Genomic DNA, 2106 nt, shown 5'->3' on the forward strand with positions numbered 1-2106 from the left:
AGGAGATCGCCGCCTCGGTCGCCTGGTTGCTCTCTGCCGACACGGCCTACCTGCACGGAGCCGAGATCGCCGTCGACGGAGGAATCACCTCGACCCGCTGACCCGCATGCAGGCATGGCCTCAAGTCCCACTGCCAGTGGACCACACGCGGATCGTTTGCGTTCCGGGTTGAGCTCCGGCGACAGCTCGCCGATCCGCGGTTTGACGATTCACCTGCAGAGCATGCATTCGCCACGAATTCCCCGGCGACTGGAACTACACCCTGCACCCACCGACACGCCGGACAGAACCGACCTAATTACTGCGCGCAACCTAGCTGGCGTGACCCCGCTACTGAATCCGTAACGGGATACCCCGCGACAGGGACGCTACAACGTGGATCCGTGTCGTCAAGCAGCGGTAGGGACAGGGCCCGGTCTCCCGGCAGAGGAAATACTCAGCCGCGGGTGGGTGTCAACCCGAGGGTGGGTGTCAACCCGAGGGGCTTGTGCGCTGGGAGGAGCGGACCCGTTCGATCGCGGCGACGATGGCTGCGGGGTGGGTCAGTGGAATCATATGGCCGCCTGCGCCGACTGAGGTCAAGGTGCCCTGGGACACCTGGCGCAGGTGCGCGGACCAGTCGCGGGTCGCGATCCGGTCGTTGACGCCGCGGACGACTTCGACGGGCAGGGTCTGCTGAGCCAGTGTGAGGTCGGTACGGAACCACCGGATCGCGTTCATGCCTCGCAGCATGCCGGCCGGGCCGGTACGCCAGTACTGGGGCAGCAGCACTGCCGCCTCGGCGGGATGTTCATGGGCTGCGGATCGTAGCCACTGAGCGAGCATCCGCGGCCAGGTCCGTGCCGCCGGGTCGGTCACCGGACCGACCAGGACGAGCCCCACCACGTCGGGCGAGACCGCGGCGGCCTGGACGACGACAGGGCAGCTCGCCGAATGCCCCACCAGGATCAGGGGTGTACCGATGGTAAAAGTCTTCACCAACCGCCGGGCTTGAGCGTCCACGAACAGGTCGGTACCTCGAGGGGCGGGCTCACCCATCGAGGGAAGTTCTTCCACCACACTTGGCCCGTTGAGGAGGGAGCGCACCTTGTGCCACGACCGTTCGTTCAGCCCCAACCCGGGAACGAACACCACCCTGGCTGACGTCTGAGTCGCCCTCACGGCTGACCCGGGCAGAACCTTCGCGTGGGCGGTCGGCTCTTCCCGTCCCGCCTGCCCGGCTACAGGTGAGGCAGCCGTCCACCCGTCAGCGTTCGACCCCGACCCCGACCCCGACCCCGACCCCGGCGTCGGCGCCGACGTCGGCGGCGTCGGCGTCTTCGAAGGCGGCCCAGTAAGCATGACACTCCCTGATAGATCGAACACCGGAGAAAGCGAACGCGTCGGAACCGGCAGTTGTCAGGGCCCCCTGTTTATCGTCAGGGCCCCCTGTTTACCTACCCCGTGCGACCCCGTGCGGGGCGTGGCGCCGCACCGCGTCTTTGAGGTACAAGCCCTCAGGGCGCGGGACGGCGGGCCTGGCCAGGTGGTTCAGCTGAGAGCTTGCAGGCCTTTGACCTCGGCCCGGGCCGCGACGATCTCGTCGTGCTGACGTTGCACCATGGCGCGGAAACCCTCGCTGAGGTCCTCCTTCAACGCCTTCTCGTACTCCGACACGGTGTGGTCCTCACCCTGGACGGCGGCGTCGAGCACCCCCGACGGCTTATCCCCGGTCAAGGCGTCCTTCAACGTCAACCAGCCCCGGTGCGCCGCGGCGAGGGCAGACCCGCTCTCGTCCACGTCGACGCCACCGTCGTGGCCGAACGCCACGATCTCCTGGGCGAACTGGACCCGCTGCAGCTGCAAACGGCGCATCGTGTCCGCCCACTGCGGCACGGTGCTGTCGGCGAGCTTGTCCGCCGACGCCGCGAAACCCTTCTGGCCGTCCTTCAACGTCTCGACCAAACCTTTCGCCGTCTTCTCGTCAACGCTCATATCGTCCTCCTCGATAGGGACCACGGGGCGTGGCCACAGAACTTCGTGTGGTACCCGCCGGTGACAACCCCAAACAGCGCACCCCCCGCAGGGCCCTCCCCGCCCTCCCCACCCTCCCCCACCCCCCCCCCC

At 67.7% G+C, this 2106-nt stretch carries 2 protein-coding genes; both read right to left on the reverse strand.

Annotation, left to right across the window (positions count from 1 at the left end):
- Window positions 1-471: 471 nt before the first annotated feature.
- Window positions 472-1134 carry an alpha/beta hydrolase gene (locus Q0R63_RS23880; protein WP_295702788.1) on the reverse strand — a complete coding sequence of 221 codons (663 nt, stop codon included), beginning with the start codon at window positions 1132-1134 and terminating at the stop codon, window positions 472-474.
- 396 nt (window positions 1135-1530) lie between these two features.
- On the reverse strand, window positions 1531-1974 hold the full coding sequence (locus Q0R63_RS23885) for a PA2169 family four-helix-bundle protein (protein ID WP_295702790.1): 444 nt from the start codon (window positions 1972-1974) through the stop codon (window positions 1531-1533).
- Window positions 1975-2106 lie beyond the last annotated feature (132 nt).

The organism is Lapillicoccus sp., assembly GCF_025353065.1.
In the GTDB taxonomy this organism is placed as follows: domain Bacteria; phylum Actinomycetota; class Actinomycetes; order Actinomycetales; family Dermatophilaceae; genus Lapillicoccus.

Coding starts and splice junctions, on each gene's coding strand:
- Q0R63_RS23885 (WP_295702790.1), bottom strand. CDS start 1,974: ATGAGCGTTGACGAGAAGACGGCGAAAGGTTTGGTCGAGACGTTGAAG.